Below are 16,693 nucleotides of genomic sequence, written 5' to 3' on the forward strand. Positions count from 1 at the left end.
TTCTTGTTTATTCGTTACTTTTTAGTTGACAGTCCTGAAGGATAATTAGGACTGTAAAGCAGGGTTTTCTCCCTTTTCTGCAACTGTCCGTCTTTCACCCATTTGTCGCCACGTTCGCTCAGGTGCTCTGCCATTGCGCGGCGCAGTTCATCTGTTTGCTTCCGGTATTTCCTGTTGGTTATCTGATTCACTGTTTCGTGAGGATCTTTCACTAAATCAAACAGTTGTTCTTCACCTGTGCGCAGGAACCATATATATTTTATCTTTCCATCTGTAAGCGCACACCAATAGTTTTCTTCCGAGTAACAGGTGGCATGCTCCATATCTATCCAGCGCCGCCACTGTGGATTTTCTTCTTTTATAAGTTTTAGCATTGAACGGCCGTCCATTGCTTCGGGCGTTTCTCCCCCCGCCGCATCTAAAAATGTGGGCAGAATGTCTCTCAACTCTACCGGATTCTCGATGACTTTTCCTCTGCAGTGTACGCCTTCCACGTCTTTCGGAGTTTTTATAATCATCGGGATGGCTGCAGAACCCTCGTAGGCATAGGTTTTCCGCCATGAATGATGATCTCCCATCATATCCCCGTGGTCTGAAGTGAAGCAGATAATTGTGTTGTCATACATGCCTTTCTCTTTGAGCGCTTTTACGATTCTTCCCACTTGTTCGTCGATAAAAGTGACGGCTGCATAATAATGCTTGCGGGTATTCTTTACATATTCGGTGCTGAATTGGGCAAATGCGGCGGAAGAATCAGCTTTGGGATCGGTGATGTCTTTGCCTATATGCTTGCTCCACTCTCCTTCGGCGGGGGCGGGGATTTCTATGTTTTCGTACATCTCCAGAATCCGTTGCGGAGGATCGTAAGGGCTGTGAGGACGGGCGAATGATATCTTCAAGAATAGCGGCTGTTCACCTTCATAATGCTTGATGGTACTTACGGCCACGTCGCCTGTCCAAACTGTGGGATGTAGGTTCTCGGATAGTTTATAGGTAGAGGCGGCGTGATCGTTCCAACCAATTCCTGTAGCATCGGGATTCTTACCCGGCGCGACGGTCATGAACCATTTTCTGTAGTCGCTGCGGAAATAGGGCGATTCTATCCGTCCGCTTTCGTCGAGGATGGTGGCATGAAAACCGTGCAAGGCGTTTTGAGGGCGCCAGTGCATCTTGCCGATGCCCAGCGTGAGGTAGCCGTGATCACGTAGCATTTGCGGCATCTCGAATTTATAATGTTCCGCCACATTGCCATAACCAAGCATGCCGTGATGCCAGGGCGAAAGTCCGGTCAGCAATCCTGCGCGTGCCGGGGTGCTGCTGGGGGTGGCGGAATAAGCGTTGTTGAATAAAAAGCCGTCTTCTGCCAGGGCGTCTATGTTCGGGGTTATGATTCGGTCGTTTCCCGCACACCCTATCGCGTCTCCACGTTGTTGGTCGGTCATTATGAAGATGATATGCGGCTGTTTCTCTGCCATTGCCTGTTGTGGCAGGCAGAAGGGGACGGCCAGTCCCGATAACCAATAAGTGTGTTTCATGATCTTTTGTTATTTATAAGGATATGGGAGCACCGTATTGTTGTTGAAGAGTTTTCAACTCATCCTTCAATTGGCGGGTTATTTCTTCGGTGCTTTCCCGACCGTACAGGTTGTTCATTTCCGAAGGGTCTTCTTTTAGGTCGTACAATTCCCAGACATCGATATCATTGTAGAAATGTATCAGTTTGTACCGTTCCGTCCGTACGCCGTAATGCCGTTTTACGGCATGTTCCGCCGGGTATTCATAGAAGTGATAGTATAAGGAGTGTCGCCAGTCGTCAGGCGACTCGCCTTTCAGCAGGGGTACTAACGATACGCCTTGCATGTCTTCGGGGACGGACACTCCGGCCAGTTCCAGGAAAGTGGGGGCATAATCAATGTTCTGGACCAACTGGGGGATGTCGCCCCGCTTGTTTAGTCCGCGGGGAAGTCTCATTATTAATGGCGTATGCATGGATTCTTCGTACATGAATCGTTTGTCAAACCATCCGTGCTCGCCCATATAGAATCCTTGGTCGCTGGTGTAGACCACCAGGGTGTTGTCCGACAGGCCTTTTTCGTCCAGATAGTCCAGTACGCGTCCTACGTTGTCGTCCAAGGATTTTATCACCTTGGCATAGTCGCGCATGTAGCGTTGATATTTCCATTCCGCCAGTTCTTTTCCTTGCGGCTTGGTTTTATAGAATTCTTGGATAAGTGGAGAATAAAAGGCATCGTATTGTGCCCGTTCTTCGTCGGTCATACGGCTTATGAACTTTAGATAAGTTGCTTTCAGCCGTGAATCGTCTTTTTCGCTCAGCATTTTTGTGTCGTACATGATATCCATGTGTTTCAGGATGCTCATTTCGGCTGAGGCGGCGGCTGTGCGGTTATGGTAATCGTCGTAAAAGTTTTCGGGAAGTTCAAAAGTCTGGTCTTCGTATTCGGACAGGTATTTCAGTTCCGGCAACCAGTTGCGGTGGGCTGCTTTGTGGTGAATGAACAGGCAGAAAGGCTTGTTCTTGTCTCTCTGCGTCTCCAGCCAGTCGATACTCATATCTGTGATGATATTTGTCAGATAACCTTTCTTTTGTATGGTATCGTTGTCCATGGTGATGAAGTCCGGATTGTAATAGTCTCCTTGTCCTGGTAGAATCTCCCAGAAGGTAAATCCTGTCGGTAAACTTTCGAGATGCCATTTGCCTATCATGGCGGTTTCGTAACCTGCCGCTTTCAGGAGTTTGGGCATAGTTTGTTGTGAAGAGTCGAAGACGCAGGTGGTGTTGTCGGTAAAACCATTGGTATGGCTGTGTTTTCCGGTGAGCATACACGCACGGCTGGGACCGCTTAGCGAATTAGCCACAAAGCTGGAGGTGAAACGAACACCGTCAGCCGCAATACGGTCGAGGTTAGGGGTGTGGATGTGGCGCTTGTCATAACAACTCATCATTTGGGCGGTATGGTCATCAGTCATGATGTAGACGATGTTGTAACGTTCCGCATCTTTTCCTTCTCTTCGGGAAGTATGGTTGCAGGCAGATAAAAAAAATAGAGAATTGAATCCGATAATAGAATACCCCAACTTTATCGTTATATGGTCTGTTAAAATGTTCTTCATATATAAATAGGGTTGTTTCCGGGAAAATAGTTAGGTTTTAGTAACGAGAGCGTTTCATTTCAGGAAACGCTCTCGTTATCTTATAAAAGCTGATTATAATCGATGATATTTGGAATCAGAATCATTCTCCGTCATCTGGAAAACGTACACCAGTCTTCCAGGTTGCTTCTTTCACAAGTTTGCCATCTCTTTGATGACTGGAATAATCTTTGATTATGGTTCCGCTTCCTTCATTACACTTCCAATAAACTTCCAATCCCGGAGTCTGAGGTGAGACAACATACATATTATTCGAGATTTCAGCTTGGCTGCGAGCTACAGACCATACGCGAAGTTCGCTAATACTTCCCTTCAATGTATAGGCAGTATTTACGCTATTTGCAAAGCCTATTTCTTTCATCTCGAAAACTTCTCCCGGAAGAGCATGCGGAGTTGTAAAATCCAGTACCCCATCTACATAGAAACGTATGTTTGTTCCATCGTAAGTTAATGCCAGATGATACCATTTATTAGCCGTAAAGCGTGTAATACTTTGTGGTTTCCCAGAACCTATTTTAGCCTGAAATTGGTTTTTTTCACAGGTAACATCTCCGAAGCGAGTATAAATATTGTTTTTCCCGTCGGCTCCCTTTATAGTCCATTGAGTCACATTGTTTCTGTTAAATGCATCCATGCATAAATTCCACTCTAATGTCCATGATGAAAGCCCTTCTATCATAGGTTCTGGAACAATAGAAATAGCATTACCATTGGCTAAATATGGTACTGTAGTTACTATTATCTGATCTAAAAGTACTATTAAAGAAGATGAAGACAATAGTTTCTCGGCTCCGTTTGCATTGACTATAGCTACGGGGATAGCATATTTTTTGGTTGTGTCGATAGTTTCATCAAAAGGTTTTATTATCAAGTTTGTCGGTGATGAACCGATTTCACCAGCTTTGATTGTTGTCGTACTTTCCGAAAAACTGTAAAATTTTTCCGGCAACAACTGATAATCTGTACCATTTTTTTGATTATATGCTTGCAGTGCCGTTGCATCTGTTCCGTATTCAACGGTTACATCCGTTGTCATCATGGTACCTAAACGGGAAGAGATAACAGTTTTGGCTCCCGTATCGTCAATAGTTACTTTTTTTGATTGGGATTTCTGCGCATCGGTCAGGAATACCCCATTTTCTATCACATCATATTCTGATTGGCAGGCTGCCAAAAGAGCAACCATGAATATTATTCCTATTTTTGCTATATTTTTCATGATTTGTTCAGTTTTTAATTGTTGGGATTGGCCGGATTCATTATTTGAATGGCCTGTCGCATGAACTTATATTCCGGATCGTGTGCATATTCATATTCCATATGGTATGCTCCGCATCCTCCTTTACGTCCTTCTTCGGGATGCCAACCGGCCATGCCCAATAAGGAGGGCATTTTATTACCTTCTTCATCCGTATAGGTTACACCACCATTTTTCCAATAGGACTCAAAATTCTCGGTTACAATGAGACGCTCCGGAGTCAATCCGTGCTTTTTAGCAGCGTCAAACCGGGTTTGCAAAGTGGCAGGTCTGTGGGTCGTGTATGCCTGAGAAATCGCATAATCGACATACGTCCATCCCTCTTCCGTGATGAGAGCTATATTTCCATCTACCATAATTAATTTGTCCGGACCTAAATTTTTGCGCATTTCACGTAATAACATAGTCATGTTATCCTTATTGTAGAAGAGATCACTGCCCGAACATTCGTGGTCAAAATCTATCCCATCATAACCATATTTGAAGATAGAATCGGATAATGCCTTTGCTGCTGCGGGAATATCTTCTGCCTTGTTTTCAAACGGACATACTCCTCCTTTGAATAAGTTGGACATATTGTGAGAGAAAAGCGTGAATGTGATTCTTGTTCCATATACCTCCTGTACGTATCTCATATCATCTATGTGATTTTGAGTTAAGTTATATTTGTCTCCCCATATAGATATGATATCCATACTGTCGGGTGCACTGCGCAATGAACCTCTTGCAGAAGTTGATGTGCCTCCGTTCCAAAAGCCGAACCACCCAAAAGCTATTTGGTGGTCCGTCTTTTTATAAGCTCTTAATTTCCTGTAGTATTCTTCTGATTTGGGAGTTCCATCCAGATTTTGTATTATATTTGCTTCGGGCATGGTCCAGTCATCGCATGCTTGCATAAACAATCCCAAGCCAAATACTAATCCGATAGTTTTCAATATATTTTTCATATGATTTACTTACTTTTAGTTTATTGATTTATTTTCTATATCCCACCATAAACGGGTGCCACCGTTGTCCTGACCACCTAATAATTGAATGGCTTCTTGTATGTTTTGGGGATTTAAAGTGTATTCTGATTTGGCAAATGGCAGTCTGCGTATTTGAATATCCGTATCAACTGTTCCACTGCTATTATTGACTGCTACAGGGAATAATTTAGGATAACCGGTACGGCGGAATTCCGTCCAGGCTTCCTGACCATTTGGGAACGTGGCAATCCATTTCTGGGTGATAATACGTTCAAGCTTCTTGTCCTTGGAATCATTCTCTTTCCAGCCAATGGTTATGTTACTGACAGCACCTATGTTATTGGACGACTTTAGAGGATCTACATAGTTAGCGGCTGTCTTCACTTCATCCGTCATATACTCATTGGCACCACTTGCTCCCCATTCGTTGAAAGAAAGGCGAATACCTTCTTCATAAGCACTTTGAGGAGTAGCACCTCCCATGTTCCATCCTCTTAAAGCACCTTCGGCTTTAAGAAAAGCAACTTCGGCTGCATTTATCCAGATTATTGGAGTGTTACTTTGTATGTTCGGGGAAGAGTATCCTAGCCGCGAGTCTTTATTGCTGTCCAAGTTGAGGCCTGTTCGAAGAGCGAAGTAACCGGATGTCTCATTCAGGGTACCTTGCGTGAACATTTTACTCAAACGTGGGTCTTCATAACCTGTCAGTATAGACCAAATGGAAGCTCCCATACGAATGTCTTTATAATTGGCCCACATTGTGTATAGTTGATTAACTACGTCATTGGCTCCCACCGTTTTCACCCCGGCGTTATCATCATTTGAAGTTATTACCCCTAATGAATGAGATATAGCCTTTTCAGCTTGTTCTTTTGCAACTTCCGGCTTTACGAAAGCTAGACGCATTGCTAGACGCAGACGTAGTGAATTGGCAAATTTCACCCATTTGCTGTAATCGCCTCCATAGACCAAATCGTACTCTGCCATAGGTTTTGAACCGGGATTGTTCACGGTAAACTTGGTCAGGACTTCAGCCGCTTTGTCCAGTTCTTCGAAGAACTTCATATAAACAGTCTCTTGGCTGTCGTATGGAGTGGTCATCGAACCGCTTCCTACCTGGGTGTAAGGCAGAGGCCCCCACATGTCGGTAAAGCGATGCATGGAAGCAATTTTAAGAATCTGTGCCCATTGGTAGATGTGGGAGTTTTCATCGCCATCTACGCTTTTCTTAATTTCGATATAGGCGCCGATAGCCTGGGTATATACTTTTTCGAACGGATTATTCAGCCAATTATCCTGGAAGAAGTAGGTGGCATTGTTCTTATTGCTGTTGAAATTGGTGGGAATGGCCATGTACCCCGAATAGATATCTCCTACCAAGTTTTGCGACAATTGAAACTGATTGTTATGCGTAGAGACCACATTGCGTTGCAATTGAGGGAAGAAAGCTCCGACTTTCACGTTATCTCCTTCCAGTATGTCTTCGGTGGCTTCGTAAGGGGGGACATTATCAAACCATCCGGTGCAGGATGCCAGGGAGATGGCTCCGGCAAAAATCATTCCTTTTCCAATATTTAATATATAGTTCTTCATGATAGTATTATTTTTAGAATTGCATTCTTACACTGAATCCGACATTTCTCAAGCTGGGTTGCATAAAGTAATCCAATCCCTGGAAGTAGGTACCTGTAAATGCGATACTTTCCGGATCGAACGGGGCTTTGTTGTAAATCATCCAAAGATTGCGTCCTATGAGGGAAACTGTCATATTCAATTTGTCATTAAACCATTTCTTCGGTAAGTTATAGCCTAAAGTTAGTTCTTGCAAGCGTACATTGGTAGCACTGTACACATAGTTAGATAACATGCCGGTATCACCTCCGCCAATATATTCATAAAAATACTGTGGGTCGAGTTTACCGAAGTTGACTGTTACGCCACCATTGTCACGTGCGATTGCTGACGCTTCCGATACTCCGTATTTGTCGAGTATAGCCTGAGTGGCTGACATCACTTCTCCACCAATGCGGGCAGTCAGCAAGAAGCCCAGGTTAAAGCCTTTCCAGGAAAGGTTGTTGCGGAAACCTAAGTTAAAATCCGGATTGGCATTACCTACCTTCTGTAAATCTTCTACTGTCTGGAGCTGGTTGGTATCGGGATCTACATAAATAAATCCGGAACCATCTTGGCGCAAACGGCTGGTTACATATATATCGCCCATTGAGCCGCCTTCTTCCAGTATCATCCGATATGTTCCAAACTTGGAAACTTCCAGACTGGGAATGTTGAGTAATTCACCCGTAAGTGGATCCGGGTAATCACGTACCAATTCTTTTATTTCATTACGGTTCATACTGAAAGTAAGCTGTGAGTTCCAGTTCAGGTCCCCGAATTTATTTTCGTAAGATACCATAGCTTCAATACCCCAGTTTGCTATATCACCTGCTTGAATATAGAATGTTGAGTATCCGGAGGAAGCGGAAGCTTTGGCTTCAAATGTCTGATTGTATGTATTTGATTTGTAATAGGTGAAGTCGAGGCCAACATGCCCGTCAAACAATTTGGCATTTGTACCTATTTCAAATGATTTGGTCCGCTCTGGATGCAGTTCTGGTACCGGCATGTGGGTGTTGGTCTCAAATTCTCCACTCGAACTGTAGCCGAAAGTCGGGATTGTGAGATAACGTGAAGGTGCATTACCTACGGAACTATAAGAAGCTCTCATTTTCCAGAATGTCAACCACTTCGGCAACTTCACCATTTCAGTGATTACTCCTGAAAGACCTACAGATGGGTAGAAGAAAGAACTGTTGGGTGTGTTGACCAAAGCCGATGACCAGTCGTTGCGTGCTGTAGCACTCAGGTAAATCATGCTTTTCCATCCCAGTTCCGCACTGGCAAATACCGATTGGGTTTGTTCTTTCCAACCATCCTGTTTGATGCGCGAATTATTTGCCCCCAAATCTACATTATGCAAAGTGAAGAAGTTGGGAATCATGCTTAACTGACCTTCCGCACCTACATAATCCATACTTACGTCCTGGATGCTGGCACCCACATTGGCAGTGAGGTCGAAATCATTGAAACGTTTGTTGATATTGACCAGGAAGTCAGCATACAATTGTTTGTCTACGTCCTTACGGTCGCCATAATATCCTTTGCTTTGAGCAAATTTGGCATCTGTGCTGGCATAAAGTTTTTTTGTATGTCGGGTGTTGGCATTGTCAATGCGTACACGTCCGCTGATATCCATCCAGTCGAACACTTTATATTTCAATCCGGCATTTGCCATATAACGATCCCGATCGTTATTGAACATATTGCGGTTGATGATCCAGTATGGATTCTGCATTGCCATGCCCATTTCACCATAAGGCCAGTGTTGGGTCATCAGCTGACGGCCTTCGTCATAACGTTCGTACATGCGATAGGGGGTGAAGTCTTCACCGCGAGGAAAAAGGTAGAGAGGAACAATCGGGTTAAAGTATTGTCCTTGCGAGAGCATGTTCTGGTCTTTCTGAATCACGTAGCTGAAACCTAAGTCCAATGTCATTCTGTCATTAAAGAAATTGGAGGTATTACGAACTGTAAAGTTATAACGCTGGTATTTATTGTTCGGAATGATACCTTCGGCTGTTGTGGAAGATGCCGATGCGAAAGTCTGGTTCTTTTCATTACCCAGTGAAATGGACAGGGCAGTAGTGGTATTATAACCTGTACGGAAGAAATTCAGAGGATCATAGGAAGAAGGGGTTGCCAATTTGTCTCCCCAGCTCGAAAATTCGCCCGGTTTGTTGCCGTATGTGTTCTGGAAACGCGGAGTTACGAATGGGTTGGAAAAATCCGTGTTATGCGATAATGTTATTTTAGGTTTGCCGGCAGCTCCTTTCTTCGTGGTAATCAGGATTGCACCATTGGCTGCATTACTACCGTAAAGCGCCGCTGCCGCAGGACCTGTCAATACTGACATACTCTCGATGTCTTCCGGGTTAAAGTCGGCAATGCCTTCACCTTTGGGAGCTGCAGTATAAAAACCTTGGTTCTTTTCGACATCGCCTCCATTTGTATTATTCAAAGGAACACCGTCAACTACGTACAACACGTTGTTGCTTTTACTGATAGATTTCACACCGCGCATCACTACTTTGGTAGAACCTCCGATACCCGAAGAACTACTATTAATTTGTAGCCCGGCTACTTTTCCGGTCAGCGAGTTTACAAAGTTCGCGTCTTTTACCGTAGTGATTTCATCAGATTTCACTTCAGTGAGGTTATATCCCAATGCTTTTGACTTACGCTTGATACCTAACGCTGTTACAACAACTTCTTCCAATAGTTCAGCGTCTGCTGACAATTGGATATTATAGATATTATTATCCGTAACTTTTAGCGTTTGTGGGGCATAGCCGATGTATGAGACCTCAATCGCATCTCCCTGATTCACTTCCAGAGTAAAATTTCCGTCTATGTTTGTAATGGCACCTACACCGGGTTTCCCCTTTACAACGATGTTCACGCCAATCAGGGGCATATTTTGATCATCTAATACCTGTCCGGTTATCTTCTTGGATTTTCTTTTCTCTTGTTTAGGCTCTTGTACGATCATGATATGGTCTCCCTGGATTTTATAAGCAAATCCTGTACCTTTCAATATTTGGTCAAGGGCTTTTTCTATTGTCGCGTCAACGACATTCAGTGAAATGGTTTTATCGGCGCCTAATTGTGATTCATTATAGGCAACTGACATTTTAGTCTGTTTTTCAATTTCGGTCAATGCCTCTTTCAAAGAGACTTTTTCTTTTTTAATGGATATTTTTTTCGCATTTTGGGCGAAAACTACTGTCTGTGAGAGCAGCAAACAGCAAAAAAAAGTTATAATTTTAGCTTTTAATCGATATATGTTCATATCTTTGTAAAGTTTTTAGTGTTAAACTCATGATATTAGAATTTTTTCCCTAGTTGTAGTATTATGTAAATACTAAAAGTTAAGATTTCACATCCGGGATGAGGCGGCAACCTTTTCCCGGATATTTTTTTTCATACTTTCTGTTTATTTAAAGGTTAAACAATGTTTCTCTGTTATTGAATGGTATATACATCGTTTTCTACAGTATATTCAAATCCACCGATAACCTCTTTCATAACGGCAAACACTTCCTGAATAGTTGCTTTTTCGGAGAAGCGGAAATTGTATTTGTCGTTGTTGAAGCGGGCTTCGTTATATTGGATTGTAATATTGTATTTTCTCTGCAATGTGATCATCATGTCTTTCACCGTGACGCTTCGGAAAACCAGCATACCTCTCTGCCATGCAGTGACATCCTCCACGTTGGCATCCGTCAGATAGCTTGCGCCTGTATTTTTCAGATAAGAGACTTGCTGACCCGGATGCAGGATGTACTTTTCTCCTTCTATGCCACATACGACCCTTACTTTTCCTTCAAGCAGGGTAGCTACTATTTCATTTTTATCGGAATAGGCAGCTACGTTAAATTCTGTTCCTAAAGCTGTGACTGATAGTGTGTTGGAACGGACTATAAATGGCTTTTCCGGATTAGGCTTTACCTTAAAATTAGCTTCTCCGAGTAGAAAGACCGTGCGGGTATTTCCTGTGAATTTTTCAGGATAGAGTAATAATGTACCTGAATTGGTCTGTACTTTACTTCCGTCCGGCAAGTCGATATACAACATCTCACCGGCACGGGTGTAATTTTCTACCATAGCTATCTCTGAGTATTCGGCTTTGGTCAGAAAGTAGGTGGCAGATACGGACAGAACCAAGAGTGTTACGGCTGCTGCATAGCGCGTGAACTTCAGGTAGTAGCGTTGTCTTTTTTGAGAAGCGGTTACACCCGCTTTGCGATAAACGGCTTTCAATGATTCGTGCATATTCTTGCTCGGACGACCTTCGGTTTCTATCCATAGCTCATGCAATGCCGCCTCTTTTTCATCGGCATGTTCGGGACTTACCAACCATTGGTGCACTTCTTCTCTGGTTGTTTTATCCAAAGAAGAATTTGTGAATATCCGAATGATTTGTCTGATATAATCTTTCATTGTTATTGTTTTTATATAGAAAAGACAACTAGGCAGGAGTAACTACTCAATGGTAAATGGCTTTTTTTGAAATTTTATTTTTTTTTCTTCGCAGCGTCTTCATATTTGTTGATCACTGTCTGCAATGCCTTGAATATTTTCTTTTGTTTTCCGGTCATATTGGGTTTTGTGATAGGTGATTTTTCATAGAAATCGTTTTCTATGTCATAGAATTCTCCGGTCCGGTATAGTTTATATTTCCGGTCGCGTGCAAAGACTGTTGCTTTTTCATCATATACCTGCCGGGGAGCATACCAGCAGTATATCCATTTTCTTGCTTCTGTTTTCTTTCCGTACAGTTGCGGATAGAAGCTTTTACCATCGGTTTCCGGGGTTGTTGGACGATTAATCCCGGCGACATCACACAAAGTCGGCAGAAAGTCAGTGAAGTCTATCAGTTCTTTGTTGACTTTCCCTTTTTCACCTTGCGGGCAAGATACTATCAGTGGTACGTGTGTACCGGAGTCTATGGTTTTTCCTTTGCCACCGGGGTATGGCTTTCCGTTTAGCATGGAGATCACTGGGCTGTCCGTCCCGTTGTCACCGGTGAATATGATCAGTGTGTTATCTCGAAGTTGTAATTCATCCAGCTGCTTTAAGATGCGCCCTACTAACTTGTCGGTATATTCCACCATGTCTGGAAAGTGTACGGCATTTCCTTTATAAGTGGGGGAGCGCATGGGGGACCATTCTTCGGAGTCAGGTGTGGAGACAAAGGGACAATGTGTCAGTGCCATCGGATAATATACAAAGAAAGGCGATTCTTTGTGTCTTTTTATGAAATCCAATACAAAATCGCAAGATATATCAGGACCGAATGTGCCTTGGGGGTATTCGATGGTTTCACCGTTTATATCCATGACGGGGTTGGCATAACGGGTGTCGTGTCCTTGCTCATCCACTGCGCTTGCAGTCTGTTGCCACAGACAGGAAGTGTCGAAACCGAAATGTTTGGGTGAGTCTTTCTCTTTGCCCAGTTGCCATTTGCCGGCAATGCACGTTGCGTATCCTGCATTTTTTAAAATGTTGCCAAAAGTCTCCTCTCCTCTGTCTAGTTTGCCGAAAGCTACATAATTGTGAACATTGTACTTACCCGTCATTAACTGTACTCGACTCGGGGTGCTGAGCGGGTTGGAGTGGCAATGTTCAAACCGTATGCCTTCTTCGGCGAGTTTGTCGATATGCGGGGTCTGATAATTGCCGCCATTGGCTCCAATGCATTCATAGCCAAAGTCATCGGCCATTATTAATACGATGTTCATGCGGTTTTTGGGGGTGGAGGCATGAAGGTAACCACTACTCATACATAGGGTTAACATGGGTAAAAAATACTTTTCCATAATAATTTAAAACGGTTTGTTGTTACTATTTATCTTACTAAATCTTACTTTGCAAATATCCCTTCCCACTTCTGTTTCATTCGTTCTACTGAAGAAGTGCCATATTCTTCTCCTTCAAATGAATTGCGGTAGGCAGACATTTGCTGATGTAAATAGCCAGAGAGTTTTTTAACTTCATCCGGATGAGATGCGCTGATGTCATTTTGTTCGGACGGATCCTGCGGCAGTTTGTACAGTTCAAACTTCCCTTTATTATAATATAATTTATAATCGTAGGTAACAACTGCTCCTTGTGTGCCCGAACAGAAGACAAGAGGCTTTTTCCGCATGGCTTTTTCTGAGGAAAGGAAAGGCAGGAATGATTCTCCGTCCAGTTCGTATAGACCTTGTTGAGATAGCCCGGTCATTTCTAAGATGGTGGGCAGATAATCGGATGTGCTGCAAGGTTGTGTGATATGTCCAGGTAATTTCCCTTTTCCTCCAACCATAAATGCCGGAACTCTGATGCCACCTTCATACAGGGAGCGTTTTTTCCCTTTGAAGATACCGGCTGTTCCGGGAGTGTTCAGCTCGGGACCATTGTCGCTACAGAAGAAAATAACAGTATTTTCATAGATGCCTTTCCGCTTCAGGAAGTTTACCAGGCGTTCTATTTGTTCGTCCATTGCCGTAATGCAGCCGTAGTAATTTCTTTCTTCCAAAGGTAGATCGCTATAGAGCGCAGCATGCTCAGGACCGGCCACGCAAGGCAGATGTGGAGTATGAAACCAGATTGTAGCCAGAAAAGGTTTTCCTTGTTTCAGTGAACGATCGATAAAAGGAAGTGTCCGGTCTATGACAATTCTGCTGTCATCACCCCGAAGTTCTTCCGTAACTTTGTTCCCGTTGATGTCCCAATAGTATGTTCCATACGTTTTCCGTTCTTCATATTCCGGCAGATAATCCCAAAAACGTCCGTTGTTGGATACGGGTGCCGACATCGGATCGAAGGTGGGAACTTTGGATTCCGTCACGAAAGCATCATCGTATCCATGCTCGGATGGCGGATTGAACAGATGTTTATTTTCCGGCTGTCCCCGGTTGGCATCTACTTCTTTGTAGGTAAGCGTACCTAAATGCCATTTACCGAAATGTCCTGTCGTATATCCTTTTTCTTTCAATAACTTGGGCAAAGTTTTCTCTTCCGGACGCAGGATACCTACATTGGGAGCAAACACCCCCATTCGGTAAGCGTTTCTACCGGTCAGGACACTGGCACGGGTAGGTGATGAAAGGGGGGCAGAGGAATAGAATTGATCGAATATCACTCCTTCGGAAGATAGCCTGTCCAGACAAGGAGTTTGGATACGGGTGTTACCGTTGAAGCCTACATCTCCCCATCCCAGGTCGTCGGCCATAATAAGTATTATGTTCGGTTTAGAGGCATCTTGTGCCATGCTTATGTGGAATGTACAAAAAGGAGATAGTAATAACAATAATTGGGAATTTGTTTTCATGATATTATAGGATGATTGAATTTTGGGTAATATGCATCAAGGTGATTTTTCAGCCTTTCGTTTTAATGGCTTCCAGTTCCCTTTTCATTTCCCAGGCTATTTCCGGGTGAGAGATCAATACATTTTGGAGTTGGGTGGTATCATTTTTCAGGTTGTATAATTGTGTGTCAGGCAGCTTTTTGGCTGTTTCTTCAGGTAATGTCCAACCGCCGGAACCTTTGCAGTCAACAAATACCCATTCGTTTTTACGCAGGGCGAAGAAACCGTTTACGGAATGATACACCATTGATTGCCGTTCCTTGCTTTCTTTTTTTGTTTTTTTGCCTGATAGTTCGTGCCAGAAACTGAAACTGTCTTCGGCCGTGTGAGGGGGCAATGTTGTTCCCAGCATGTCGGCAAGTGTAGCGAACAAATCGGTGGAGCATATCAGATGTCCTGAATGGCTTCCGGGTATGATTACATTGGGCCATGTCGCGAGTAGTGGTATTCGGTGCCCACCTTCCCATAGGTCGGACTTGGCACCGTTCCACGCACCGTTTGCCCGATGTCCGGTTTGTGCGATGTCTTCTTCCAGCCACATAGATCCGTTGTCCGAGGTAAATATGACTAATGTGTTGGCTGCCTTTCCGCCACGTTCTACGGCTGTGTATATGCGGCGTACGGTTTCGTCTATCATACAGACAAAGTCGCCGTAAGCTCCGGCAGTGGAGCGTCCTTTGAATTCTTCTCCCGGCAACCATGGGGCGTGGGGGGCTGTCAGTGCGAGATAGAGGAAATAGGGAGTGTCTTGCCTGGAGGCACGGGCTATGTATTCTTCTGACTTTTGGGTGAAGTAGGAGAGGCATTCTTGATGATTGAAGTCGTCTGCCACGTCGCCATGTCGATAGCGGGCACCTCTTACTTTTTTTTCGAGATAGTCTTCCGTATATCCGTTTACGGGAGCTGTCACTTTTCCGTCTTCTATATATATGTATGGGGGCATATCCAGTGATGCGGGCAGGATGCAGCTATAGCCGAAGCCACAGTCTGTGGGACCTCCGCTTATATAAGCGGTGTAATCTACATTGTCCGTGTTCTCTACATTCCACTCGTTGCCGGTAAAGAGGGGTTTCTTGGCATCCTTTTTTACCCAGTCGAGCCCGAGATGCCATTTCCCGATGCAGGCGGTCTGGTAGCCTTGGTTGCTGAGGAATGACGCAATTGTTTCGCGTCCTTTTTCAATCAGGGGGGAAGAATAGCCGGTCAAGACTCCTTTTTTAAGTGAAGAACGAAAAGCGTATCTTCCGGTTAGCGTGCCGTAACGTGTGGGAGTGCTGACTGAAGAGTTGCTATGGGCATCGGTGAACATAATTCCTGCGGATGCCATCGAATCTAATGTTGGAGTGGGAATCTGCGAGTGTGGATTAAATGCATTGATATCGCCATATCCCATGTCGTCTGCCAATATATAGATGATATTCGGTGGAGTAGGTTGCTGCTGGCTGGATTGTGTGTGGCAGGCACTAAGTGAGAAGGCCGCAGGGATTGCGATCAATTGATAAGTGAGTCTCAGAGTTTTCATTACTATTGTTTCTTAGGTTTAAAAGGTGATTACTGCATCGGTGCCTTAACTTATGTCGGTTAAGGAGCAGCGGGATGCGTTTACTTTATAAACACAACTGAAACAGATTGACTACTCAATGGTAAATATGAAAAAAAATAAGTAGAGGACTTCTTTCAGTTCTCCCAACGCTAAATAAATGTGACGCTCTACTGTACGTATTGAGATTCCCAACCGTTCGGCAATTTCTGTGTGGGACATATCTTCTTGTCGGCTCATGAGGAATACTTTTCGCCTTTGCTCGGGCATGCGGTCTATAGTAAGTTTAATGAGTAGTTGCAGTTCTTTGGCATATAGCTGGTCATGGATGTCATCGGTACTATAATAATTGTAGTCTTCGGGTTCGGATTGCTGCTGGTATTTTTGTTCGACGGCTTTATGTTTGAGGAAGTTGAATATGTGGTTTCGTGTCATGGTATATATATAGTTATGCCATGTTTCTTTGTCTTCCCATGTTTCGGGAGTATTCCATAGTTTGGCAAAGACATCTTGAGCAATGTCTTCCGCATCTTCTTCTGATTGCAATATTTTCCAGGCAAAGGCTTTTACCTTTGGGAATATTTCATAGAATATCTGCTCGAATTTTTCTTGTTTATTCATCATCTTTTTGCGCAACTCTATATTTCATGATTAGATTTCATAAGTGGCAAAAATAGGTTTATTTATTTATAGGACAAACTTTATTCCTGAATTTAATGTATAATGATATAAAAAAAACTTAGTTGAGAGAGCTACTTGTGTTGATTCATTTAGAAGTGGATTTT

At 43.6% G+C, this 16,693-nt stretch carries 11 protein-coding genes; all 11 read right to left on the reverse strand.

What is annotated here, in order from left to right:
- Positions 1–14 precede the first annotated feature (14 nt).
- The 11 genes from DW862_RS16735 to DW862_RS16785 all read right to left on the reverse strand — a co-directional run bounded on the left by DW862_RS16735 (position 15) and on the right by DW862_RS16785 (position 16,532).
- Complete coding sequence (locus tag DW862_RS16735) at positions 15–1,475, reverse strand: arylsulfatase (RefSeq protein WP_225450782.1); 1,461 nt, start codon at positions 1,473–1,475, stop codon at positions 15–17.
- A gap of 73 nt (positions 1,476–1,548) precedes the next feature.
- Positions 1,549–3,132 (reverse strand): sulfatase, encoded by a 1,584-nt coding sequence (locus tag DW862_RS16740; protein WP_087317206.1) that lies wholly within the window; start codon positions 3,130–3,132, stop codon positions 1,549–1,551.
- Positions 3,133–3,253: 121 nt separating this feature from the next.
- Positions 3,254–4,390, reverse strand: a complete 1,137-nt coding sequence (locus DW862_RS16745) for a DUF1735 and LamG domain-containing protein (RefSeq protein ID WP_087317204.1) — start codon at positions 4,388–4,390, stop codon at positions 3,254–3,256.
- Between the two features lie 14 nt (positions 4,391–4,404).
- Entirely contained in the window at positions 4,405–5,376 is a 972-nt protein-coding gene (locus DW862_RS16750; protein WP_241149270.1) for a glycoside hydrolase family 18, read from the reverse strand.
- Between the two features lie 15 nt (positions 5,377–5,391).
- Positions 5,392–6,990 (reverse strand): RagB/SusD family nutrient uptake outer membrane protein, encoded by a 1,599-nt coding sequence (locus tag DW862_RS16755; RefSeq protein ID WP_199722818.1) that lies wholly within the window; start codon positions 6,988–6,990, stop codon positions 5,392–5,394.
- 13 nt (positions 6,991–7,003) lie between these two features.
- Positions 7,004–10,303 (reverse strand): TonB-dependent receptor, encoded by a 3,300-nt coding sequence (locus tag DW862_RS16760; RefSeq protein ID WP_087317202.1) that lies wholly within the window; start codon positions 10,301–10,303, stop codon positions 7,004–7,006.
- 173 nt (positions 10,304–10,476) lie between these two features.
- Positions 10,477–11,454, reverse strand: coding sequence for a FecR family protein (locus DW862_RS16765; protein WP_087317200.1), 978 nt, complete (start codon positions 11,452–11,454; stop codon positions 10,477–10,479).
- A gap of 74 nt (positions 11,455–11,528) precedes the next feature.
- Positions 11,529–12,833, reverse strand: coding sequence for a sulfatase-like hydrolase/transferase (locus DW862_RS16770; protein ID WP_207895164.1), 1,305 nt, complete (start codon positions 12,831–12,833; stop codon positions 11,529–11,531).
- Positions 12,834–12,877: 44 nt separating this feature from the next.
- Positions 12,878–14,329: a sulfatase gene (locus DW862_RS16775; RefSeq protein ID WP_120069482.1), complete on the reverse strand. Its 1,452-nt coding sequence runs from the start codon at positions 14,327–14,329 to the stop codon at positions 12,878–12,880.
- 49 nt (positions 14,330–14,378) lie between these two features.
- Positions 14,379–15,890, reverse strand: coding sequence for an arylsulfatase (locus DW862_RS16780; protein WP_087317197.1), 1,512 nt, complete (start codon positions 15,888–15,890; stop codon positions 14,379–14,381).
- A gap of 111 nt (positions 15,891–16,001) precedes the next feature.
- The gene (locus DW862_RS16785; protein ID WP_087320694.1) at positions 16,002–16,532 is read right to left on the reverse strand and encodes an RNA polymerase sigma-70 factor; all 531 of its coding nucleotides are present in this window, start codon (positions 16,530–16,532) and stop codon (positions 16,002–16,004) included.
- Between the last annotated feature and the right edge of the window lie 161 nt (positions 16,533–16,693).

Source organism: Bacteroides sp. AM37-9, from assembly GCF_003603455.1.
GTDB classification, from domain to species: Bacteria; Bacteroidota; Bacteroidia; order Bacteroidales; family Bacteroidaceae; genus Bacteroides; species Bacteroides xylanisolvens.